This window comes from Phaeobacter sp. JH204B (genome assembly GCF_048055755.1).
GTDB lineage: Bacteria > Pseudomonadota > Alphaproteobacteria > Rhodobacterales > Rhodobacteraceae > Phaeobacter > Phaeobacter bryozoorum.
The window spans coordinates 82045-103799 of sequence record NZ_JAYMXF010000007.1; the positions used below are offsets into that span (position 1 = coordinate 82045).

General features: G+C 59.1%; 19 protein-coding genes. 8 read left to right on the forward strand and 11 right to left on the reverse strand.

From position 1 onward, the window contains the following. Nucleotides 1-28 precede the first annotated feature (28 nt). Nucleotides 29-2716, reverse strand: coding sequence for a preprotein translocase subunit SecA (gene secA, locus VXL81_RS02600; protein WP_416542724.1), 2688 nt, complete (start codon nucleotides 2714-2716; stop codon nucleotides 29-31). A 177-nt stretch (nucleotides 2717-2893) separates the two neighbouring features. Between secA and VXL81_RS02605 the strand changes: the two genes are divergently transcribed. The 4 genes from VXL81_RS02605 (at nucleotide 2894) to VXL81_RS02620 (ending at nucleotide 5670) form a co-directional block, all read left to right on the forward strand. Then, nucleotides 2894-3745: a peptidylprolyl isomerase gene (locus tag VXL81_RS02605; RefSeq protein WP_416534317.1), complete on the forward strand. Its 852-nt coding sequence runs from the start codon at nucleotides 2894-2896 to the stop codon at nucleotides 3743-3745. Between the two features lie 2 nt (nucleotides 3746-3747). Beyond that, a complete protein-coding gene (argJ, locus tag VXL81_RS02610) occupies nucleotides 3748-4977 on the forward strand; it encodes a bifunctional glutamate N-acetyltransferase/amino-acid acetyltransferase ArgJ (RefSeq protein WP_416552828.1) in 1230 nt (409 codons plus the stop codon). Further along, entirely contained in the window at nucleotides 4974-5372 is a 399-nt protein-coding gene (gene mutT / locus VXL81_RS02615) for an 8-oxo-dGTP diphosphatase MutT (protein ID WP_340547166.1), read from the forward strand. Before argJ ends, mutT begins: the two co-directional genes overlap by 4 nt. A 163-nt stretch (nucleotides 5373-5535) precedes the next feature. Beyond that, nucleotides 5536-5670, forward strand: coding sequence for a hypothetical protein (locus VXL81_RS02620; protein ID WP_340547165.1), 135 nt, complete (start codon nucleotides 5536-5538; stop codon nucleotides 5668-5670). A gap of 105 nt (nucleotides 5671-5775) precedes the next feature. Here VXL81_RS02620 and infB read toward each other — a convergent pair whose 3' ends face one another. The 6 genes from infB to pip form a co-directional block, all read right to left on the reverse strand. Beyond that, nucleotides 5776-8256 (reverse strand): translation initiation factor IF-2, encoded by a 2481-nt coding sequence (gene infB, locus VXL81_RS02625; RefSeq protein WP_340547164.1) that lies wholly within the window; start codon nucleotides 8254-8256, stop codon nucleotides 5776-5778. 8 nt (nucleotides 8257-8264) lie between these two features. Continuing rightward, nucleotides 8265-8885 carry an RNA-binding protein gene (locus tag VXL81_RS02630; protein ID WP_340547163.1) on the reverse strand — a complete coding sequence of 207 codons (621 nt, stop codon included), beginning with the start codon at nucleotides 8883-8885 and terminating at the stop codon, nucleotides 8265-8267. Between the two features lie 26 nt (nucleotides 8886-8911). Further along, entirely contained in the window at nucleotides 8912-10537 is a 1626-nt protein-coding gene (gene nusA / locus VXL81_RS02635; protein ID WP_416544109.1) for a transcription termination factor NusA, read from the reverse strand. Further along, nucleotides 10537-11127: a ribosome maturation factor RimP gene (gene rimP, locus VXL81_RS02640; protein WP_340547161.1), complete on the reverse strand. Its 591-nt coding sequence runs from the start codon at nucleotides 11125-11127 to the stop codon at nucleotides 10537-10539. Before rimP ends, nusA begins: the two co-directional genes overlap by 1 nt. A gap of 190 nt (nucleotides 11128-11317) precedes the next feature. Then, the gene (locus tag VXL81_RS02645) at nucleotides 11318-12160 is read right to left on the reverse strand and encodes an ABC transporter substrate-binding protein (RefSeq protein ID WP_416552830.1); all 843 of its coding nucleotides are present in this window, start codon (nucleotides 12158-12160) and stop codon (nucleotides 11318-11320) included. Next, nucleotides 12157-13137: a prolyl aminopeptidase gene (pip, locus tag VXL81_RS02650; protein WP_340547159.1), complete on the reverse strand. Its 981-nt coding sequence runs from the start codon at nucleotides 13135-13137 to the stop codon at nucleotides 12157-12159. The genes VXL81_RS02645 and pip overlap by 4 nt, the downstream gene beginning before the upstream one ends. A 49-nt stretch (nucleotides 13138-13186) precedes the next feature. Between pip and ubiG the strand changes: the two genes are divergently transcribed. Continuing rightward, the gene (ubiG, locus tag VXL81_RS02655) at nucleotides 13187-13933 is read left to right on the forward strand and encodes a bifunctional 2-polyprenyl-6-hydroxyphenol methylase/3-demethylubiquinol 3-O-methyltransferase UbiG (protein WP_416544111.1); all 747 of its coding nucleotides are present in this window, start codon (nucleotides 13187-13189) and stop codon (nucleotides 13931-13933) included. A gap of 270 nt (nucleotides 13934-14203) precedes the next feature. On the opposite strand, the gene VXL81_RS02660 is transcribed toward ubiG, so the two are convergent. The 4 genes from VXL81_RS02660 to VXL81_RS02675 form a co-directional block, all read right to left on the reverse strand. Then, nucleotides 14204-14644 (reverse strand): MarR family winged helix-turn-helix transcriptional regulator, encoded by a 441-nt coding sequence (locus tag VXL81_RS02660; protein WP_340547157.1) that lies wholly within the window; start codon nucleotides 14642-14644, stop codon nucleotides 14204-14206. Continuing rightward, entirely contained in the window at nucleotides 14644-15474 is an 831-nt protein-coding gene (locus tag VXL81_RS02665; RefSeq protein WP_416552832.1) for a carbon-nitrogen hydrolase family protein, read from the reverse strand. The genes VXL81_RS02660 and VXL81_RS02665 overlap by 1 nt, the downstream gene beginning before the upstream one ends. 42 nt (nucleotides 15475-15516) lie before the next feature. Further along, nucleotides 15517-15774, reverse strand: a complete 258-nt coding sequence (grxC, locus tag VXL81_RS02670; protein ID WP_340547155.1) for a glutaredoxin 3 — start codon at nucleotides 15772-15774, stop codon at nucleotides 15517-15519. 85 nt (nucleotides 15775-15859) lie between these two features. Further along, nucleotides 15860-16588, reverse strand: coding sequence for a double zinc ribbon domain-containing protein (locus tag VXL81_RS02675; RefSeq protein ID WP_416542717.1), 729 nt, complete (start codon nucleotides 16586-16588; stop codon nucleotides 15860-15862). 14 nt (nucleotides 16589-16602) lie between these two features. Here VXL81_RS02675 and VXL81_RS02680 point away from each other — a divergent pair, with 14 nt between their 5' ends. From VXL81_RS02680 to VXL81_RS02690, 3 genes are all read left to right on the forward strand, one after another. Continuing rightward, the gene (locus VXL81_RS02680; protein ID WP_340547153.1) at nucleotides 16603-17433 is read left to right on the forward strand and encodes a methyltransferase domain-containing protein; all 831 of its coding nucleotides are present in this window, start codon (nucleotides 16603-16605) and stop codon (nucleotides 17431-17433) included. Nucleotides 17434-17561: 128 nt separating this feature from the next. Continuing rightward, on the forward strand, nucleotides 17562-18623 hold the full coding sequence (gene hemH, locus VXL81_RS02685) for a ferrochelatase (protein ID WP_416552833.1): 1062 nt from the start codon (nucleotides 17562-17564) through the stop codon (nucleotides 18621-18623). A 73-nt stretch (nucleotides 18624-18696) separates the two neighbouring features. After that, nucleotides 18697-21726 (forward strand): aminotransferase class III-fold pyridoxal phosphate-dependent enzyme, encoded by a 3030-nt coding sequence (locus VXL81_RS02690; protein ID WP_416552835.1) that lies wholly within the window; start codon nucleotides 18697-18699, stop codon nucleotides 21724-21726. Nucleotides 21727-21755: the final 29 nt, after the last annotated feature.

Sequence of the window (21755 nt, forward strand, 5' to 3'; positions counted from 1 at the left end):
CGCCAGACTATGTCACCTGTCCGGCGCCTCAGCTGAGGCTGCCATGGCAGTGTTTGAACTTCTTGCCAGACCCACAAGGGCATTTGTCATTGCGAGATGGATTGCCCCATGTCGAGGGATCGTCTTCAACAAACCCATCGGCTGGTGCCTCTGGCGACGCAGCGCCAGCAGCGGCCCTTTGCAGTTCCGCCTGCTGGGCGGCCAGCTGCATCATCATCTGGCGCTGCTCTTCTTCGCTGATGGGGCGCACATGTGCGAGCTGCTGAGTGACGGTTTCACGCAGCGTATCGAGCATGGTTTCAAACAGCTGGAAACTCTCATTCTTATATTCATTGAGCGGATCACGCTGCGCATAGCCCCGGAAGCCCACCACAGAACGCAGATGTTCCAGCGTCAGAAGATGTTCGCGCCATTTTGCGTCGATGGTCTGAAGCAGAACCTGCTTTTCGATATTGCGCATGGTTTCAGCACCAAACGCTTCGGTCTTTTCTGCCATCTTGGCATCGCTGGCGGCGACCAGACGTTCGCGGATCTGCTCGTCATCGACGCCTTCTTCGGCAGCCCAGTCGACCACGGGGACATCAAGCCCGAGTTTCTCGCGGACCTGCGCCTGCAGGCCCTCGCTGTCCCATTGGTCGGCATAGGTCTTGGCCGGCATATGCACATCGAGAAGATCGTCGATCACCTCATGACGCATATCACCGACAATTTCGGACAGATCTTCAGCAGCCATGATTTCGCGACGCTGGTTAAAGATTACCTTGCGCTGATCATTCATCACGTCGTCGAATTTCAGAACGTTCTTACGCATGTCAAAGTTGCGGCCTTCGACCTTTGCCTGGGCGCGTTCCAGCGACTTGTTCACCCAAGGGTGAATGATCGCCTCGCCCTCTTTCATGCCAAGGGTCGACAACAGCTTGTCCAGCCGCTCTGACCCGAAGATGCGCATCAGATCATCTTCAAGGCTGAGGTAGAACACGGTGCGACCCGGATCGCCCTGGCGACCGGAGCGACCGCGCAGCTGGTTGTCGATCCGGCGGCTCTCGTGGCGTTCGGAAGCCATCACGAACAGGCCACCTGCGTCCAGAACACTCTGCTTTTCCGCGGCATGTTTGGCCTCTTCCTCGGTGCGCAGGGCAACCGGGTCGGCATCGGGCTGGGCGTCCAGCGCATCCAGCACCTTCAGCTCCACATTACCGCCCAACTGAATGTCAGTCCCGCGGCCGGCCATGTTGGTAGCGATGGTCACAGCGCCCAGACGACCGGCCTCCGCCACGATCTTGGCTTCCTGTTCGTGGTGACGGGCGTTCAGCACGTTGTGCTTGATGCCCTCTTTCTCCAGCATCTGGCTGAGCAGCTCGGATTTTTCGATCGAGGTCGTGCCCAAAAGAACAGGCTGGCCCTTTTCATGGGCCTTCTTGGTCTCTTCAATCATCGCACGGTATTTCTCGACAGCCGTGCGGTAGACCTGATCGTCCTCATCCTTACGAGCGATTGGTCGGTTGGTTGGAACCTCGACCACACCCAGACCGTAGATCTCGGCAAATTCCTCGGCCTCGGTCATCGCTGTGCCGGTCATCCCGGACAGCTTGCTGTAGAGGCGGAAGTAGTTCTGAAAGGTCACGGAGGCCAGCGTTGTGTTCTCGGGCTGAATCTTAACCTCTTCCTTGGCTTCGATGGCCTGATGCAGACCCTCGGAAAGGCGGCGACCGGCCATCATCCGACCGGTGAATTCATCGATCAGCACCACCTCGCCATCGCGCACGATGTAGTCCTTGTCGCGCTGGAACAGCTTATGCGCCCGCAGCGCCTGGTTGACGTGATGTACTACCGTAGTGCTCTCAGGATCATACAGTGACGCGCCCTCTTCCAGCAGGCCATGGGCGATCAACTGCTGCTCGAGGTATTCGTTGCCATCCTCGGTGAAGGTCACGCCGCGGGTTTTTTCGTCCAGCTCATAGTGATCATCACTCAGGAGCGGGATCATCTTGTCGATGGTCGAGTAGAGTTCCGAGCGATCTTCCGCCGGACCTGAGATGATCAGCGGCGTACGCGCCTCGTCGATCAGGATCGAGTCGACCTCATCCACAATCGCGAAATTATGGTGTTTCTGGAAAACCTGATCGAGGCTCGGCTTCATGTTGTCGCGCAGGTAGTCAAAGCCCAGCTCGTTGTTGGTCGCATAAGTGACATCGCTTTGATAGGCAGCCATCTTCTCTGCATCAGGCTGGCCGGACCAGATCACGCCGGTGGTCATGCCGAGTTGCGCAAAGACCTTGCCCATCCACTCGCTGTCGCGCTTGGCGAGGTATTCGTTCACCGTCACCACATGCACGCCCTTGCCGGTCAGCGCATTGAGATAGGCCGGGAAGGTCGCAACGAGGGTTTTACCCTCACCGGTCTTCATCTCGGAAATATTGCCCTGGTGCAGAAAGATGCCACCCATGAGCTGCGTATCAAAGGCCCGCAGCCCCAGCGCACGCCGCGCCGCCTCGCGTACGTTGGCAAAAGCCTCGGGCAGAAGGTCATCCAGGCTCTCGCCGTCACCGGCGCGCTTGCGCAGCTCGGCGGTTTTGTCCTGCAACTCCTGATCGCTGAGTTTCTCGAACTCGGGCTCCAGCGCGTTGATCTTGGCAATCAGCGGCCGTGTCGCCTTGATTTTGCGGTCATTCGGCGTGCCGAAAACCTTTTTGGCGAGTGTTCCGATACCCAGCATGTGTTCTCCAACCGTCCTGTCATTGGCCCCTGGCGTTGGCAGGCTTGCCCGCCCCGCTTGCAACTCATAAACAATGATGGAACAGCGGTCCTGTCAAAGGCCTCATGGCGATGTAAGGTCCCGCAAATACGGTGTCAACGCTACGCCCAGCCGTGGCCAGAGAATAGGAAGAATTCAATGCGCAAAGGTCTCACTTATTTGTCGGGGCTGGCCCTGACGGCCGCCTTGACACTGCCCATACCCGCTGTGGCCGAACCACATGCCAATACAGTGGTTGCAAAGGTGAATGGCGAAGAGATCACGATTGGTCACATGATCATCGCCCGCGCGACGCTGCCGCAGCAGTATCAGCAGCTGCCGGATGATGTTCTCTATGACGCAATTCTGGACCAGCTGATTCAGCAAACGAGCCTGAAACAGGAACTGAATGGCGAGGTTCCGAAATACGTCGAACTCTCCCTAGAGAACGAAGCCCGTTCGCTGCTGGCCGCTGATGTCATCGAAAAGGTGATGGAGGGTGCCGCCTCCGAACAGGACCTTCGCGCCGCCTACGACGAGAAATACACCGACGGAACCGGCGGTGATGAATTCAACGCCTCGCATATTCTGGTCGAGAGCAAGGAGGATGCAGCCGAAATTCGCGCCGAGCTGGAGGCTGGTGCTGATTTTGCCACTCTAGCGCGCGAACGGTCGACCGGTCCCTCCGGCCCGAACGGTGGGGAGCTCGGCTGGTTTGGCAAGGGGCGCATGGTCCCGGAATTTGAAGAAGCCGTCCTCGCGATGCGTACCGGTGACGTCTCCGAACCGGTTCAAACCCAGTTCGGCTGGCATGTGATCAAGCTCAACGAACGGCGCACCTCTGCTGCGCCTACCTTTGACGAGGTCCGCGAAGAGCTTGCAGCGCAGATGCGCCAGGACGCGGTAGAAGAGCGCGTACTCTCCCTGACCACCTCGGCAACGATTGAACGCCCTGAGATCGAAGATCTAGACCCCGCAATCCTGAAAAACCTTGACCTGGTTAGGAACTGAAAATGGCACTGCCCCGCTCTCCGCTTGCACCAGACCATTTCCCCGAGCTGCCGGAAATCACCGGTGTTAGGTTCGCATCGGCAGCCGCCGGCGTGAGATACAAGGATCGTACGGACGTTATGCTCGCGGTGATGGCACCCGGAACGGCCGTCGCCGGCGTCTTTACCCGCTCCGCGACCCGCTCCGCCCCCGTTCTGGACTGTCAGGTAAAACTCGCTTCGGCAGAAAACGACACCGCGCACGGCGCGGCGATCCTCGTGAACTCCGGCAATTCTAACGCCTTTACCGGGCACTATGGTCAAACCTCGGTTGCCGAGATCACCCGCAGTGTAGCAGAATGCACGGGAGTTCCGGCCGCACGGGTGTTCACCGCATCAACCGGAGTCATCGGCGAACCACTGCCGCACGACCGCATCGTCGCCCAGATCGCTGCGCTGAAGGATGGGTTGGACGCCACCGCCATCGAAGCTGCTGCCGGCGCGATCATGACAACGGACACCTTTGCCAAAGGGGCCAGCGCGAAAATCGAGATCGACGGAAAAACAGTCTCTATCGTGGGGATTGCCAAGGGTTCAGGTATGATCGCCCCCGACATGGCGACCATGCTTGTCTATATCTTCACAGATGCGAAGATGCCGCAGACGGCGTTGCAGGAGCTTCTGTCGCAAACCTGTGACCGGACCTTCAACTGCATCACGGTGGACAGCGACACATCGACCTCGGACAGTCTGATGCTCTGTGCCACTGGCGCCTCTGGCGTTGATGTAACCGGACATGCTGAATTCGCCGAGGCGCTGGAATCAGTCATGCTGGACCTGTCGCATCAAGTGGTGCGCGATGGTGAGGGCGCGACCAAATTCGTCGAGATCCAGGTGACCGGCGCGATGAATGACCACGACGCCAAGGTTCATGGCCTGTCGATTGCCAATTCGCCGCTGGTCAAAACGGCCATTGCAGGGGAGGATCCGAACTGGGGCCGCGTCGTGATGGCAATCGGCAAATCCGGGGCAGCCGCCGATCGGGACAAGCTGTCCATCTCCTTTGGCGATGTACTGGTCGCCGAAAAAGGCTGGGTGTCGCCAAACTATCGCGAAGCAGCCGGCGCCGCCGAAATGAAGAAGTCGGAGATCGTCATCAAGGTTGATCTGGGATTGGCAAAGGGGCAGAGCACTGTTTGGACCTGTGACCTTACGCACCAATATATCACCATCAACGCGGACTACCGGTCATGAAGACCGTACTGGTATCTGCGGTTGCACTGATTGATATCGAGGGGCGCGTGCTGCTTGCTCAGCGCCCCGAGGGCAAGTCGATGGCGGGTCTGTGGGAATTTCCCGGCGGCAAGGTCGAGCCCGGTGAAACGCCCGAGGCGGCGCTGATCCGCGAACTGGAAGAGGAGCTCGGCATCAACACCTGGGCGTCCTGTCTGGCACCGCTGACCTTTGCAAGCCACAGCTATGAAGATTTTCACCTGCTGATGCCGCTATTTGCCTGTCGTAAATGGGAGGGTATCCCGCAGGCGAAAGAAGGGCAGACACTGAAATGGGTCCGCGCGCAGAACCTGCGTGATTACCCCATGCCGGCGGCCGATGTGCCGCTGATCCCGATCCTGCGGGACTGGCTCTAGTTCCGGTCTGCCCGGTTTCCCGCACAGAACGGCTTAGCCACCGCCGCGTCCTGCGGCGGTATCCTTCACGTACATCAATCAATCATTAACTTTTTTCGTTAACCCTGAGAGCCAACAGGCAGCGTAATGTCGGTATTTCTGACGGCAAGAGGCGGTAGCGATCATGATCAGAACGATTAAGCAGGGTGCATTTATCTTCATCCAAGGCACATTCGTGCGCAGCTTGCCCGATGGCAAGATTTCGGTGCGCGTCGGTAGCAAAACCTATGAAGGTGAACCGGTCGGCCGCGCCGCCTGATCCCCCACACTCTCCTTAGCAGACTGGTTCTCCTCCCTGAACCAGCCACAAAAAAACCCCGACCTGGTTTGGCCGGGGTTTTTTTATTCATGCTATGATCGTGGATCAGTCGAGTGTGCGGGTCACTTCTTCACGTTCGAAGATCTCGATCACATCTCCCTTGCGGACATCATCGTAATTCTCAAACGCCATGCCGCATTCCTGACCGGACTGAACCTCTGCCACTTCATCCTTGAAGCGTTTGAGAGTTTTCAGCGTACCTTCGTGAATCACAACGTTGTCACGCAGCAGGCGGACGCCAGCGGAGCGGCGTGCCACACCTTCGGTCACGAGACAGCCCGCAACCTTGCCAACGTTGGATACCTTGAAGACATCCTTGATCTCTGCATAGCCGATGAAGTTCTCGCGGATCTCAGCTGACAGCAGGCCGGACGCCGCCGCCTTCACATCGTCGACGAGGTCATAGATGACCGAGTAGTAGCGGATCTCGACGCCCTTCTGGTTGGCCGAGTTCCGTGCCGATGTGTTGGCACGCACGTTGAAGCCCATGACAGGAGCACCAGAGGCCTCTGCCAGACCGATATCGCTCTCGGTGATGGCGCCAACGCCGGAGTGCAGCACGCGAACACGCACTTCGTCGTTGCCGATCTTCTCCATCGCCTGAACGATGGCTTCGGCAGAGCCTTGCACGTCAGCTTTAACCAGGATCGGCAGCTCGGAGACATTTTCGTCCTCCTTGGCCTTCTGCATCAGCTGTTCCAGCGTGGTCGCGGCACCGGCCGCTGCACGCTTGTCCTTGGCGGCCTGGGCGCGGTACTCGGCGATCTCGCGGGCCTGCGCTTCGGTTTCGGTGACGTTCAGAACGTCGCCTGCTTCGGGTGTACCATTGAGACCCAGCACTTCGACCGGAACCGAGGGGCCAGCTTCCTGAACCCGCTCACCCTTGTCGTTGATCAGCGCACGGACCTTACCGTACTGCTCACCGACAACAAAGATATCACCCTGACGCAGGGTGCCGTTCTGAACCAGCACCGTGGCCACAGGTCCGCGACCCACGTCCAGCTGTGCCTCGATCACGGCACCTTGAGCCGCGCGATCCGGATTGGCCTTCAGTTCGAGGATTTCCGCCTGCAGCGCAATGGCTTCCAGCAGCTCGTCCAGACCCTGACCAGTTACGGCAGAGACTTCCACATCCTGTACTTCACCAGACATCGCTTCCACGACAACTTCATGCTGCAGCAGATCGGTGCGGACCTTCATCGGGTCTGCGGCCGGCTTGTCGATCTTGTTGATCGCCACGATCATGGGAACACCCGCCGCCTTGGCGTGGTTGATCGCTTCGACGGTCTGCGGCATCACAGCATCATCTGCAGCCACAACAAGGACCACGATATCCGTGACCTGCGCACCGCGCGAACGCATAGAGGTAAAGGCCGCGTGGCCCGGCGTGTCGAGGAAGCTCAACACAGCCCCGCCTTCGGTTTTCACCTGATAGGCACCGATGTGCTGGGTAATGCCACCTGCCTCGCCTGCAACAACCCGCGCGTCGCGGATCGCATCCAGCAGAGACGTCTTACCGTGGTCAACGTGACCCATGATGGTGATAACAGGAGGACGCGGCTGAAGGTCATCTTCCTTGTCCTCGACCTCTTTGATGACGTCTTCAACATCCGAATCAGAAACACGCACCACGTTGTGGCCGAACTCTTCGATGATCAGCTCGGCGGTATCCGCGTCGATGGTCTGGTTCTGCGTGACCATCATGCCCATGTTCATCAGCGATTTGACAACCTCGCCGACGCGCTCGGCCATCCGGTTTGCCAGCTCGGAGACGACAATCGCCTCGGGCAGCTGGACGTCACGAATAACCTTTTCACGTTCGACCGAACCCATGGCCTTCTGGCGTGCGCGCTCTTGCTTACGCTTCATCGACGCCATGGAGCGCTGACGACCACCTTCACCACCGGTCGCCTGACCAAGTGTCAGCTTACCGGAGCGACGGCCACCGCCTTCGTTGCGACCTTTGGCATTGCGGTTCTGCCGGTCATCACGTTCGCGATCCCCCTTACGAGGCTGCGAAGACGGGCCCGGCTCGGGACGGGCCGCAGCCGGTTCCGACTTTTTCTTTTCGGCATCAGTAGCCGCACGCTGCGCAGCAGCCTCAGCTTCGACACGCTTGCGCTCTTCTTCTTCAGCCTTCTGGCGGGCACGCTCTTCAGCTTCGCGCTGTTCACGTTCCTTGGCTTCCTGTTCAGCCCGGCGGCGCTCACGCTCTTCGGCACGGGCCTTTTCCTCGGCTTCGCGCTGCTGCGCTTCTTCTACTTCGCGGGCCTTGGCGGCCTGCAACGCCTTCAGGCGGCGCGCCATCTCTGCATCGCTGATGCCAGCCGGACGCCGCGATGCGTCACCGGACGGCGTCGCACCTGAGCCCCCCTTGGCCGCGGTCGGCTTGGGGACCACAACGCGTTTGCGCTTGGTTTCCACCACGACATTCTTGGTCCGACCGTGGCTGAAGCTCTGTTTCACATTCCCGGGCCGGGACCCACCACGAAGACCCAACGTCTTTTTGCCGTCACTATCGCTCATAAAGCTCTTTATCCTTCCGTGCGGCCCTTGCCGCCCACCGTTTCGCGCAAACCTTGTAGTCGTTGCGCTTCCTCTACAACACGTTTGCCGAGTCCACCAGAGGCCAGCGCCGCATGTATCACAGTTTGGCGCCCAAAGGCCATGCCCAGCTCATCCGCAGTGAGGCATCCGATGAATTTCCCACGGTGCGGCGTGCTCAATTTTGATTTGCCCCGTCCTGATCCATCCGAAGCCTGGATCAATACGCGGGCGTGTTCCTTGGCCAGCCAGTCTTTGACCTTCTCATAGCCAGAGACCGCATCACCCGACTTGCGCGCCAGGCTGATCAGCTCGATCAGGCGCCGCAGCACCTGACCTTTGATTTCATCCACCAGCCCGTCAGGCACCGTCACCGGCGCCTTGAAACCGCGGGCAAAGAGTTTCTTCTTTACCGCAGTTTGGAGCGCTGCCTCGGTCGAGGTCACATAGACCCCGCGCCCCGGCAGCTTTCCCATCACATCAGGAACAACCTGACCTTCGGGGCCAACAACAAAGCGGATCAGCCCTTCTTTGGGCTGTATCTCGCCTGTTGCCAGACATTTTCGCTCCGGTCCGTCGGACCGGTCTTTGTCACTGCCACCGCGTGTCATTGCTATCCTCGCTGCGAGGCCTGAGTTCAGGCCTCGCCCTCTTCTGCTTCGCCGTCTTCGATGTCGGCATCGTCTTCAGCATCCGCTTCCAGTTCGGTGGGATCCACCCAACCCAGCAGAACGCGGGCGGTCATGACAAGAGTCTGAGCATCTTCCAGCGACACATCATATGGTTCCAGAATGCCGTCATCCTTGACGCGCTCACCCTTGTTGGTGGTCCAACCGCCGGCCAGCTCCCAGTCAGCGCAGGTGGCAAAATCTTCAAGCGTCTTGATGCCATCCTTGGCCAGTGCCTCAATCATTTGGGGCGTCAGACCATCAAAGTCAATCAGGCTGTCCTCGGCACCCAATGCGCGGGCTGCATCAATCGCCGCTTTCGCCTGCGCTTCCAGGTAGTCAGCCGCACGCGCCTGAAGCTCCTGAGCGGTGCCCTCGTCGACACCGTCAATAACCAGCAGCTCATCCAGCTCGACATAGGCAACTTCTTCGAGGTTGGTAAAGCCTTCGGAGACCAGCAGCTGGGCAAAGAATTCGTCCAGATCCAGGGTTTCCATGAACAGCTTGGTGCGCGCCTCGAATTCCTTCTGGCGGCGGGCCGATTCCTCTTCCTCGGTCATGATGTCGATATCAAGCGCGGTCAGCTGCGATGCCAGACGCACGTTCTGACCACGACGGCCGATTGCCAGCGACAGCTGCTCTTCGGGGACCACAACCTCGATCTTGCCCGCTTCTTCGTCCAGAACAACCTTGGACACTTCCGCAGGCTGCAGCGCGTTCACGAGGAAGGTCGGCTGATCTTCGTTCCACGGGATGATGTCGATCTTTTCACCCTGCAGTTCGTTGACCACGGCCTGAACGCGCGAACCGCGCATACCGACACAGGCGCCAACCGGATCGATGGAGCCATCATAGCTGATCACAGCAATCTTTGCGCGCGAACCCGGATCACGGGCAACCGCCTTGATCTCAATGACGCCATCATAGATTTCAGGCACTTCCATCTTGAACAGCTCAGCCATGAACTCCGGCGCGGTCCGCGACAGGAAGATTTGAGGGCCACGCGGCTCGCGGCGCACATCCTTGATATAGCAGCGAATCCGGTCATTCGGGCGGTAGCTCTCGCGGCCGATTTTCTCGTTCCGGCGCAGGATCGCCTCACCCGCACCCACGTCAACGATGACGTTGCCGTATTCTTCACGTTTGACCAGGCCGTTGATGATGGTGCCGGCACGATCCTTGAACTCTTCGTACTGACGATCTCGCTCCGCTTCGCGCACCTTCTGCAGGATCACCTGCTTGGCGGACTGGGCAGCGATCCGGCCCATCTCGACAGGGGGCACTTCCTCGACGAAGACATCGCCAACCGAAGGATCGGCCATATACTGCTTGGCCTGCTCAACAGTCATTTCCGCCTGGTAGTTTTCCAGCGCGTCATCTTCGACCACGGTCCGCACGCGGGTAAAGGTCGCACGGCCAGTCTTGCGGTCAATGGACACACGAATATCCATCTCGCTGCCGTAGCGGCTCTTGGCGGCCCGCGCCAGGCTCTCTTCCATCGCATCGACAACCAAACCGGGGTCGATCATCTTTTCGCGCGCCACGGCTTCTGCGGTCTGCAGAAGCTCCAACTGGTTTGCTGATGTGATAGCCATTACTTTTTCTCCTCTTCGGACCCATCGGCCTCGATTTCGTCGAATGCGTCTTCGTTCAGGGTGCCGGCAGCCTTGCGCTGACGCAGCATTTCTTTGATCAGATCATCGGTAAGAACCAGTTTGGCATCGCTCAACCAGTCGAATTTCAAGCCGATGGTAACAGTCTCGCCATGTTCTTCGATATTGATCAGAACCTCGTCATCCTCAACACCGGCCAGCTCGCCCTTGAAACGGCGGCGGCCGTCGATCAGCTCGCTGGTCTCGATCTTGGCCTCATAGCCCTCGAACATATCGAAGTCTTTGAGACGGGTCAGCGGCCGGTCGATACCGGGGCTGGAGACCTCAAGCGCGTAGCTGTCAAGGATCGGATCCTCCACGTCCAGCGTCGCACTGACCGCGTTGGAGATCTCAGCGCAGCCATCCACCTCGATGCCGCCTTCAGGCTTGTCGGCCATGATCTGCAGGGTGGTCGTCTTGCCAGACATCAGCCGAATACGCACCAGCTCAAAACCGAGATCTTCAATCACCGGGGTGATGATCTCGGCAAGCCGACGGTCGATGGCTGCCTTGGCTATCAGGTCATTGGTCATACGAATTCCAGATCTGTGATTCGGGCACAAAAAAACGGGCGCGCGGCCCGTTGAACTTTCCGGTGGAGCTGAGGGTCAAACCCGACGCGCCGCTGTTACGAAAGGCATATACGCCGGATCAGGCCAAACTGCAAGAGGCAGTTCCCCTGACCCATGTTCTGTGCGGACCCAGGCTTGCAAATCTTCCAGATCAGAGGCGCCACCAGCGTTCCGCAATACGACCATCGTCCAAAGCCGACCGAGTGCCTATCGTCCGAGGCATACCAACATCCCGCCGGGCTGCCAGCGCCATGTCATCAACGGATGGATGGTAGTGAAAACTGCCGCGCGAGATGAGACCTTCGGGTGCTGGCAGGGCGGCGACATCGACATATCCATCCCGCAGCGCCTCAGCCCGCACGGTGGCATCGGGAATCACGATCAACTCAACCGTATCGACCCAACCGGCCTGACCGGATTTGTAGTGCCTCCGCACCCGCGCCGCGCGGAAGTCGCGCCCAGCGCGCGCGCGCTCCACCCTGTAGCACCCGGTCCCGTTTGCGGCTGAGAGGTCGCCTGAGGTTTCCCCGCCGGCGGCAATCGCAAACCGGCCATCGGCCAATAAATAAGGGAGATGCGGATTGGACGCGCCCAGCACAATCTGGATGCTACCGGGCGAGAGTATGTCGATTTGAGCAGCGCCATCGCCGATATCGCTGCCCAGCAGGCTCGCCGCCACATCCGCCGCCCGCACCGGTGTTCCATCGTGAAACGTCACATCTGCCCGAATATCGAACTGCCAGACCCGCGCATCGGGGCTGCTGCTCCAGCGACTGGCCAGCTCAGGCCGCAAGGAGCCGTCAGGGCCAATTTCCATCAAGGTGTCAAACACGGCCCCACGAGCGACCTGATCCATCAGCCCACCGTCTCGCGGTACCGCGAGACGAAGGATCCCGCCCTGCCGCGGCGTATCAGCCAGCGCGGCCCCGGTTGCAGCCAGCAGGGCAGCCGCGGCGCCAGATGTGAACAGCGCACGCCTGTCGATCCGTGTCATGGCTCCTGCTCCTCTGCAATCTGGTCCATTGCGCGCACCAGCTCGGCGCTGATTCCCGGTTCGGACAGAGCATGGCCCGCATTGCGCACCATCTTCAACTCGGCATTTGGCCACAGCTCTTTCAATCGCCAGGCGGAGGTCGGCGGACAAATCATATCATACCGCCCCTGCACGATGATGCCGGGAATATGCGATATGCGCCCCATATTGGCAAAGATCTGACCATCGTAGTCGAGAAACCCGCCATTGATGAAATAGTGATTCTCCAGTCGTGCAAAGGCGCGCGCGTAGTCGCCCGGGCTTTCGCCCGATGTGCCGTTGGAATGGATCGAGGCCAACGCGTTCTCCCATGCCGACCAAGCCCGGCCGAACAGGATCTCCTCAGCCATATCGCCGGAAAACAGCCGTCTGTTATAGGCGGCGATCAGATCGCCCCGCTCACCATCGGGGATCATCGAGACAAAACGCGACCAGGTCTCCGGCCAGAAACGGCCAGCACCACCACCGTAGAACCAGTCCAGCTCTGACTTGGTCATCAGGAAGACGCCGCGCAGGATCAGATGGCGCACCCGCTCGGGATGGGTCTGGGCATAGATCAGCGACAAAGTTGCCCCCCAGCTCCCGCCGAACACCATCCACCGCGACAGCCCCAGAAGTCGGCGGATGATTTCCATATCCGCGACCAGATGCCAGGTTGTATTGTCAGCGCAAGAGGCATGCGGCCGCGACCGTCCGCAACCGCGCTGATCGAATAACACAATCCGGTAGTGGTCAGGGTCGAAATACCGCCGCATGGCCGGGCTGCTCCCGCCACCCGGGCCTCCGTGACAGACCACCACAGGGATACCGTCCGGATTACCGCTCTGCTCCATATAGATATGGTGGCCCTGCCCCACATCGACCATCCGCTGATCAAAGGGTTCAATGGGCGGGTACAAATACTGCACTGCGCGCTTTTGATACGGGTATTTGTCCATTACTGACCTAACTTAGTCCTGAATGATAAAAGAACACACGGAGACAGGAATGCAAGCGCCTCAATCCACGGTAGACCCGTCCGAGATCGCAAAATTTGAGGCCATGGCCGCCGAATGGTGGGATCCCACTGGAAAATTCAAACCATTGCACATGCTGAACCCCTGTCGGCTGGACTACATCACCCGGCAAATTGCTGGTGAATTTGATCGCAACCTATCCGATCAGGCGCCCTTTTCCGGACTGCGCATTCTGGACATCGGCTGCGGTGGCGGGCTTCTCAGCGAACCAATGGCCCGTCTGGGTGCCGATGTCGTCGGCGCCGACGCCGCAGCGGGCAATATTCCAGTCGCTCAGGTTCACGCCCAGCAATCCGGTCTGGACATCGACTATCGCCACACCACGGCCGAGGCGCTGGCAGAGGCGGGCGAGCAGTTCGACGTGGTTCTCAACATGGAGGTGGTCGAACATGTTGCCGATCCGCTCAGCTATCTAACTGCCACGCAGCAGCTGCTCAGGCCCGGTGGTCTGCAAATCTGTTCAACCATCAACCGCAATCCCAAAAGCTACGCGATGGCCATTTTAGGCGCCGAGGTTGTCATGCGATGGCTGCCGCGCGGGACACATGAATGGTCGAAGTTCATTACACCAGACGAGCTGTTCGAGCTGCTCTCAAAGGCGGGGCTGACGCCTGTCGATCGGAAGGGTTTTGTGTTCAATCCGATCTTCTGGAGCTGGTCGCTGTCGGACCGTGATTTAAGCGTAAACTACGTGACAGCCAGCACTAAGCCTCGCTAAGCGCGGAGGCAAAAGCCCTGCCCCTATACTTTAGGATAGGAAATCATCCTTCTGCGTCGTTGGGCCGCTAACTTCTACGTGGTAGACCGTGGATAGGGTCAGATGTTGCTGACCTGTCACCGAGTGAATGCACAGAGGCCCTTGTTCCGGGCCGCCCTGTCGTTAAGCCTACCACTCACGGACCAGCCTGACGGGGGGCACCAAGGACGTCTGTTCGCAGACGTCCTTTTCCGTTTTACAGGATTGGGGCCCTGCGCCCGTAGTCGCCAATCAGTCGCGACTTCCCAGCTTAATGCGGAACTCTCGCAGGATCGGCAGCGCGGATTTGACCCGGTCACCCCCCAGTTCCTCAACCACTTCGCGGATCATCGGAACAATGCTGGCCAATGCGGCGTCGCGCGCCTGTCGTCCCGCCGGGCTGATCGCGACCATTTTGCGTCGCGCATCATCCCAGTCTGGGCGGATATGAACGTAGCCCGCCGCTTCCAGCTTGCTCAATGTATTGGTCATCGCCCCACGGGTCACGTGAAACGCCTTGGCCAGCTGAGCGGGCGACCGCTCAACTCCGGTACGTGCGAGATGGTTCAATACCGAGAAATGCGACAGTTCCATTCCCTTAGGCAGCACTTGTCCCAGCCGGGTCCGCGCCAGCTGATCTGCCATCAGAATTTCGCTGAACAGCGAAACCGCAAGGGAATTGGTATCGTCCATCAGGGGCCGTCGAATTCTCGGTCATGAAACAGGGAAGGAACCTGTCGACGCGCTTGTGCCACTTTTTCAAGGTCAAGATCAATGTAGGTGACCCCTGGCTCAACGCCGCCATCGGCCAGAATTTCCCCCCAGGGTGACACCACCAGAGAATGGCCATAGGTGCGTCGCGACTTTCCCTTGGTTGCCGGATGGGTGCCCGTCTGAGCAGCCGCCAGCACATAGCAGCCCGTCTCGATTGCACGCGCCTGAAGCAATGCGTGCCAATGGGCCGCACCGGTAACAGGCGAAAAGGCTGCGGGCGCCAGAAGCACCTGAGCCCCTGCTTTGGCCAGACGCCGATGCAGATAGGGGAAGCGTACGTCGTAACAGATGGTCATTCCCAGGGCTGCAAATGGAGTCTGTGCAACCACAGCCTGACGGCCCGGGCGGTATCCATCCGACTCGCGGTAAGTTTCTTCAGGCGTGACATCCACATCGAACATGTGGATCTTGTCATAGCGCGCAACAATCTCACCGGCTGGATCGATCAGAAACTGGCGATTGGCAAACCGTCCATCAGCATCCGTCGTCTTCAACGCGAGGGATCCGAGAGACAGCCAGAGACCGCGCTCCTCGGCAGTTCTGCGCAGGGCCGCCAACGTCGGATCATCCGCTTCATGATGGAGGACCGACGTCTGGTGGCTGCGACTTCCAGAAAGGCAGTTTGTCACTTCTGGTGTCAGTACAAAACCGGCGCCAGCGGCAGCGGCCTCGGCAATCATCTCCTGCACCATCACCAGATTTTCAGCTGGCTGGTCGCTTGATGTCAGTTGAAGCAAGGCCGCACGCATCTGTTATATCCTCCGATGGTCACCGATCTTAATCACCGCGCCTCAGGTTGCCAGCAGCGGATCCAGCTTGCCGGACCGATCCAGTGCATAAAGATCATCGCATCCACCGACATGGGTCTCGCCGACAAAAATCTGCGGAACGGTACGCCCACCATTGGCACGCTCGATCATTTCAGCCTTGCGATCAGGATTAGCCAAGACGTCGATTTCGTCGAAGCTTACGCCTTTCTGGGTCAGCAGGCGTTTTGCGGCATGGCAAAACCCGCAGAGCGGGGAAGTGTAGATTTCGACCGGTTTCATTCGGGTCTCCGTTTGAAAATATTCAGTGGCTTGGCCCTGAACTTGGGCAGTCCATGATAGAATTGCCAGCCCCAGCGCGTTCAGATCACGACTGCGTGACCCTTGCAAGCACGGCGATACGGACCGCGCTTGCGCCTGCATCAAGGCAAGCCTCGCTACAGGCCGCAAGCGTGGCACCACTGGTCATCACATCATCGACCAGCAGGACGATACGCCCGTCAATCTGTGCGGCATGTTTCGGATGCGCCGAAATCGACCGCGCCAACGTTGCGTAGCGCTCGCAGCGGCCCTGCCCTTCAAGCGAAGGTGTACGGCGAACGCGCCGCAACAGGTCCGGGCAGTAGTCCAAGCCAGCGTCTCGGGACATTTGTCGGGCCAGCAGATCAGATTGATTATAGCGGCGGCGCAGAAACCGCGACCAGTGTAGCGGCACTGGCGCCACCAAGGGATCATCCACAAGCAAACTGGCAGCCGCCCGCCCCAACCAGCGCCCTGCAGGCCGGGCGATTTCAGTTCGATCCCCGTGTTTCAGGGCAAGTACCAGCCGCCGGGCCGTGCCCTCATAGGTCAGCGCGGCGCGTCCTTCCTGCCAGGGCCGTGGGTGATCCATACACTCATCACATTCGAGGCGAAACCCATCCTCCTCCCCGATCAAAGGGACTCCACATCCATGGCAACAGGTTCCATGTATGAACGGCGTCTCGCGCCAGCAGGGGCCACAAAGTCCGAAATCGCTGTCGACCCACTCACCGCAGGCCAGACAGCGTGGCGGGTAGATCAGCGAAACAGCCGTTTGTATCCGCGCCTTCAACATCCTAAATAGCCCTCATGACCAAAGCCACGACGCCCCGCCCGCAGCTCTTTGACCGCAGCGCACTCGCCGCCCATCGCAGCCGCCTGACCCCCGAAGCCCTGTTCCTGCACGACATCGCACGCGATGAGATTGAGGATCGGCTCTCCATGGTTAACAGGAGCTTTACGCGCCCAGCGCTGGTGGCGCCTTTTGCGCAAGGCTGGGACAGTTGTCTGCCCGATGCCAAACATGTCGCGGATGACGAAACATTGGATCTGGCGGTTGGTGCCCATGATCTTGTGGTCCATGCCATGTCACTGCACTGGGCCAATGATCCGGTCGGACAATTGATCCAATGTCACCGGGCCCTGACCGAAGACGGCTTGCTGCTGGTCGTGATGCTGGGCGGCCAGACCCTGCATGAATTGCGCAGCGCCCTGGCCACCGCCGAAACCCGCCTTTCCGGCGGGCTGTCGCCCCGCGTGGCCCCGATGGGCGAAGTGCGCGATCTGGGTGCGCTGTTGCAACGGGCCGGATTTGCGCTTCCGGTGGCGGATGTTGTGCCGCTGACTGCAAAGTACCGCGACCTGTGGCACCTGATGCACGAACTGCGCGGCATGGGCGAAACCAATGCCATGACACAGAGGCAAAAGACCGCAACCACGCGCAAATTGTTCGCTGACACTGCGGATATCTACCGGTCCACCTACGCAACGGAGGACGGTCTTTTGCCTGCAACCTTTGAACTGATTTGCCTGACCGGCTGGTCCCCGTCCGACACCCAGCAAAAACCGCTGCGCCCCGGATCGGCAAAGGCGCGACTGGCGGATGCGCTGAAGGTGCCGGAAACACCGCTGCCAAAGTAGACAGAACCAGCCATAGGTCTATCCTATGGCTCTGGTGGAATGATCCAATTGGTCATTTCCGCCGTATCTTCATATAGCTAGGGCGGACCAACGATCCGCTGACCGTTTACCGCACAGGACCCTGATAGATGCTGGACGCCACTGCCCCCGCCACCTGCCCCGCTCATGCGCCGGCAGACCACCCCAAGATCGCCCCGGCGAAGGTCGGCGTACTGTTGGCCAATCTGGGCACCCCCGATGACTATAGCTACTGGCCGATGCGCCGGTATCTGAGCGAGTTTCTCTCGGACAAGCGTGTGATCGACTATCCTGCCTGGAAATGGCAGCCGCTGTTGCAACTGATCATTTTGGCCAAACGGCCGTTTTCCTCGGGAGCGGCCTATAAGTCCATCTGGAACCATGACAAGGGCGAAAGCCCCCTGATGACCATCACCAAGGAGCAGACCGCCGCGATGTCGGAAGCGTTGCAGGAGCGGTATGGCAAAGAGGTCATGGTGGATTTCTGTATGCGCTACGGCAATCCCTCAACTAAATCCAAAGTGCGGGCAATGGTTGAGGCCGGCTGTCAGAAAATCCTCTTCGTCCCGCTTTATCCGCAATATGCCGGGGCCACCTCGGCCACCGCCAACGACCAGTTTTTCCGCGCCCTGATGGAAGAAACCTGGCAGCCCGCCGCTCGCACTGTCGCACCCTATTTTGACGATCCGGCATATATCGACGCCCTCGCGCGTTCGGTGGAGAAAGCTTATGCCATCGCCGAGAAAAAACCCGAAATTCTGGTTGTATCCTATCACGGGATGCCCAAGCGCTATCTGATGCAGGGCGATCCCTACCATTGTCAGTGCCAGAAAACGACGCGCCTCCTGAAAGAACGTCTGGGGTGGACCGATACCGAAATCACCACCACGTTTCAGTCGGTGTTTGGCCCCGAAGAATGGCTGAAGCCCTATACCGTGGATCACGTCGCCACCCTCGCCAAAGAAGGCAAGAAAAACATCGCGGTGATCGCCCCCGCCTTCTCGGCGGACTGCATTGAGACGCTTGAGGAAATCAACGAGGAAATTCGCGAAAGCTTTGAGCACGCGGGCGGAGAGGAATTTCTCTATATCCCTTGCCTGAACGATGACGCCGAGCACATTGACGCGCTGTCCGGCGTTATCCAACGCAATTTGAAAGGGTGGCTGGACTAATCGCCACTCCCCGGTCCAAATAACCAAAACGCCCCGGCCAACGGGGCTGAGGATATTTGAACAGGGACCTCTCATGACCGCATTGAACCTGGCCGAATTGCATTGGGCCGATGCCCTGAATAATCACTGGGGCATCACCGCTGACCTGTCACGGTTGGACGGGGAATATGACCTGAACTTTCGTGCACTCGCCGAGGATGGGCAGGGCTATATTCTAAAGGTCATGCGCCCCGGTTGCGCCCCTGATCTCGTCGAGATGCAAATCGCTGCGCTGGCGCATCTCCATCAAACTGACCCGGATCTGCCATGTCCACGCGCCGTGGCAACCGCCGATGGTGCGCTCTGCCTCGATCTTGCAGACGAAACCGGGGTTGAGCGCCTGGTCTGGCTGCAAACTCAGCTGCCGGGCCGCTGCTATGCCAAAAGCGCGCCAAAATCATCCGTTCTCATCAGGGAAATCGGTGCCGCGCTTGGAAGCATAACCCGCGCGCTCAAAACCTTTGACCATCCCGCGCTGCTACGCAATTTCAAATGGGATCTGATGTCTGCCGACTGGGTGGCAAGCGATCTCGACTGCATCGCAGACAGCAAACGCCGGAGCCTGATTGCTGCGATCTGCGCCGATTTCATAGAGCTGAAGCCGGTGCTTGGCTCCCTGCCTAAACAGGCGATTCATAATGACGCCAATGACTACAACATTCTCGTTATTGGCACGCTATGCCAACCACGCCATGTCGGCGGTCTGATCGACCTTGGCGACATGTGTGCTGCGCCGCGAATCTGTGATCTGGCCATTGCAGCTGCGTATATCGTGCTGGATAATCCCCGACCGCAGGCTGCCCTGTCCGCGCTGATAGAAGGCTACCACGCCGTCAATCCGTTGACCGAAACCGAACTAGATCTTCTCTGGCCTCTGCTGCGGATGCGTCTGGCCGTCAGCGTCGTCAATTCCACGCTGGTGGCCAAAGACAATCCCGATGACCCCTATGTGACCATATCGCAGGATCCTGCATGGCGTTTTCTGGAGCAGCCAAGTGAGCATCCGGCCCTGATTTCGGCCCGGCTGAGAGCGACCTGCGGCTTTTCGGTGGTCGATGGTGCCGACAGGGTAATTGCCTATCTAGAGAAATATTCCGGTGAGTTCGCTCCGCTGATGGGACGCGATTTGACGGGTCTGCCGATGGGGTCTCTCTCGGTCGAGACATCGACCTGGCCGCAGAACCCTTTTGATATGCCGCTGGCCGAGGCTGCCGAAGTCGGGCGAGAGTTTTCCGGCGAGAACGGTGCCGACTGGTGGCTTGGATATTACAACGAACCACGGCTGATCTATACTGCCCCAGCCTTCCGCAAAGGCGCGTATAAAGCCAGCGACCGGCGTACCGTCCATCTCGCAGTGGATGTTTTTGCCCCGGCCGGTCAGACGCTCTACGCCCCCCTGGAGGGTGAGGTCGTGGCGGTGGAGAACCGCGATGCTCATCTGGACTACGGCGGTGTTGTCATCCTGAAACACCATGCCGACACCGGAGAAGAATTTTATACGCTCTACGGTCATCTTGACCCTGACTGCTGTACTCAGCTTTCGGTTGGCGACCGGGTCGCCAAGGGCGCGCCGTTCTGCCAGCTCGGCGATGCAACTGAGAACGGCGGCTGGGCTCCACATGTGCATTTCCAACTGGCGCTATCGACCAAGGGAATTGAGGCAGACTGGCCCGGAGTGGCGGATCCTGACGACCTCTTGCTGTGGAACGCACTTTGCCCAAACCCTGCACCGTTACTGAACCTGCCTGCGGAGAAAACCGGATATGAACCGACTGACAAGCGCCGGGTTTTGGCGGATCGAAAGGCACATTTCGGCAGCAATCTCAGCCTGACCTACAGCGATCCGGTCATGCTGCTGCGTGGGTGGAAACATCATCTGTTTGACGAAATGGGCCGCCCCTATCTCGATGCCTATAACAACGTGCCGCATGTAGGCCACGCGCATCCCCGCGTTCAGGCGGTTGCTGCCGATCAGTTGAAACGCATGAACTCCAACACCCGGTATCTGCACCCGGCACAAACCGCCTTTGCGGAAAAGGTGCTGTCAAAGATGCCCGACCATCTGGAGGTCTGCTTCTTCGTCAATTCCGGCACCGAAGCGAATGAGCTGGCCCTGCGCCTCGCACGGGCGCACACAGGTGCCAAGGGGATGGTAACGCCCAATCATGGCTATCACGGCAACACCACTGGCGTGATTGACGTTTCCGCCTATAAGTTCAATGCAAAGGGTGGCGTGGGCCCGTCTGACTGGGTGCAGTTGGTCGAAGTTGCCGATGACTATCGCGGATCTTACCGGCGTGATGACGCAGACCGCGCGCAGAAATACGCGGACCTAGTGGATCCGGCCATCGAAAAACTGCGTGCAAGCGGTCATGGGGTGGCCGGCTTCATTGCCGAGACCTTCCCTTCTGTCGGCGGTCAGATCATTCCGCCAAAGGGCTATCTGCCCGCCGTCTATGACAAGATCCGCGCCGCAGGTGGTATCTGTATCGCCGATGAGGTTCAAACCGGTCTAGGACGCCTTGGTGACTACTACTTTGGCTTTGAACACCAAGAGGCCAGCCCCGATATCGTGGTACTCGGTAAACCAATCGGCAACGGCCACCCCCTAGGTGTGCTGGTAACAACCCGCGCCATCGCGGACAGCTTTGCACAGGGGCCTGAGTTCTTCTCGACCTTTGGCGGTTCCACCCTGTCGTGCCGCATCGGTACCGAAGTGCTGAATATCGTCGATGAGGAAGGGTTACAGGAGAATGCGCGGGTGCGTGGGGCCGAACTGATCGAAGGCCTGCGCGAACTGCAATCCCGTTATCAGTCGATCGGGGATGTGCGCGGCATGGGATTATTTATCGGTGTCGAACTGATCCGCAACGACGGATCAGAAGCGACGGATATCTGCGCCTATGTGAAGAACCGCATGCGCGATCATCGCATCCTGATCGGTAGCGAAGGGCCAAAGGACAACATTCTGAAAATTCGCCCCCCGCTGACGATTGATGCAGAGGGAATCGAGATGATTCTCGCATCGATGAACAGCATTCTGTCCGAAGTTCACGACGGTTGAGCCACCCTGAACCAAAATTGCATTCCCCG

Excerpts from the sequence above, each read along its gene's own strand:
- VXL81_RS02620 (WP_340547165.1), top strand. The coding sequence starts at position 5,536 with ATGATCAGAACGATTAAGCAGGGTGCATTTATCTTCATCCAAGGCACA.
- hemH (WP_416552833.1), top strand. The coding sequence starts at position 17,562 with ATGCTGGACGCCACTGCCCCCGCCACCTGCCCCGCTCATGCGCCGGCA.
- VXL81_RS02675 (WP_416542717.1), bottom strand. The coding sequence starts at position 16,588 with ATGTTGAAGGCGCGGATACAAACGGCTGTTTCGCTGATCTACCCGCCA.
- grxC (WP_340547155.1), bottom strand. The coding sequence starts at position 15,774 with ATGAAACCGGTCGAAATCTACACTTCCCCGCTCTGCGGGTTTTGCCAT.
- mutT (WP_340547166.1), top strand. The coding sequence starts at position 4,974 with ATGAAGACCGTACTGGTATCTGCGGTTGCACTGATTGATATCGAGGGG.
- ubiG (WP_416544111.1), top strand. The coding sequence starts at position 13,187 with ATGCAAGCGCCTCAATCCACGGTAGACCCGTCCGAGATCGCAAAATTT.
- infB (WP_340547164.1), bottom strand. The coding sequence starts at position 8,256 with ATGAGCGATAGTGACGGCAAAAAGACGTTGGGTCTTCGTGGTGGGTCC.
- argJ (WP_416552828.1), top strand. The coding sequence starts at position 3,748 with ATGGCACTGCCCCGCTCTCCGCTTGCACCAGACCATTTCCCCGAGCTG.
- VXL81_RS02630 (WP_340547163.1), bottom strand. The coding sequence starts at position 8,885 with ATGACACGCGGTGGCAGTGACAAAGACCGGTCCGACGGACCGGAGCGA.
- pip (WP_340547159.1), bottom strand. The coding sequence starts at position 13,137 with ATGGACAAATACCCGTATCAAAAGCGCGCAGTGCAGTATTTGTACCCG.
- secA (WP_416542724.1), bottom strand. The coding sequence starts at position 2,716 with ATGCTGGGTATCGGAACACTCGCCAAAAAGGTTTTCGGCACGCCGAAT.
- VXL81_RS02680 (WP_340547153.1), top strand. The coding sequence starts at position 16,603 with ATGACCAAAGCCACGACGCCCCGCCCGCAGCTCTTTGACCGCAGCGCA.
- VXL81_RS02645 (WP_416552830.1), bottom strand. The coding sequence starts at position 12,160 with ATGACACGGATCGACAGGCGTGCGCTGTTCACATCTGGCGCCGCGGCT.
- rimP (WP_340547161.1), bottom strand. The coding sequence starts at position 11,127 with ATGACCAATGACCTGATAGCCAAGGCAGCCATCGACCGTCGGCTTGCC.
- VXL81_RS02660 (WP_340547157.1), bottom strand. The coding sequence starts at position 14,644 with ATGGACGATACCAATTCCCTTGCGGTTTCGCTGTTCAGCGAAATTCTG.
- VXL81_RS02690 (WP_416552835.1), top strand. The coding sequence starts at position 18,697 with ATGACCGCATTGAACCTGGCCGAATTGCATTGGGCCGATGCCCTGAAT.
- nusA (WP_416544109.1), bottom strand. The coding sequence starts at position 10,537 with ATGGCTATCACATCAGCAAACCAGTTGGAGCTTCTGCAGACCGCAGAA.
- VXL81_RS02605 (WP_416534317.1), top strand. The coding sequence starts at position 2,894 with ATGCGCAAAGGTCTCACTTATTTGTCGGGGCTGGCCCTGACGGCCGCC.
- VXL81_RS02665 (WP_416552832.1), bottom strand. The coding sequence starts at position 15,474 with ATGCGTGCGGCCTTGCTTCAACTGACATCAAGCGACCAGCCAGCTGAA.